Source organism: Bacillus sp. SIMBA_074 (assembly GCF_046534555.1).
GTDB classification, from domain to species: Bacteria; Bacillota; Bacilli; order Bacillales; family Bacillaceae_G; genus Bacillus_A; species Bacillus_A mycoides.
Genome location: NZ_JAWRYM010000578.1, coordinates 1 through 269, shown reverse-complemented (window position 1 = coordinate 269; position 269 = coordinate 1). Strand labels below are relative to the sequence as shown.

Below are 269 nucleotides of genomic sequence, written 5' to 3'. Positions count from 1 at the left end.
CGGGTGAAGACGGATTTGAAATTTATTTAGACGCAGATACAGCGGTCAAACTGTGGGATTCCCTGCTTCTCGCAGGACAGGAAGACGGCCTTCTACCATGCGGACTCGGTGCGCGTGACACGCTGCGTTTTGAAGCAAAGCTGCCACTCTACGGACAAGAGCTGAGCAAGGACATTACTCCGATCGAAGCGGGTATTGGCTTTGCGGTGAAGGTAGATAAAGAAGTAGCGTTCATCGGTCAGGAAGCCCTGAAGGCACAAAAAGAAAAC

Annotated in this window: 1 pseudogene; it reads left to right on the top strand. The window is 51.3% G+C overall.

The features are described 5' to 3' along the window. Positions 1-269 (top strand): annotated as a pseudogene (locus SB773_RS32040) (glycine cleavage system aminomethyltransferase GcvT); the annotation flags it as partial.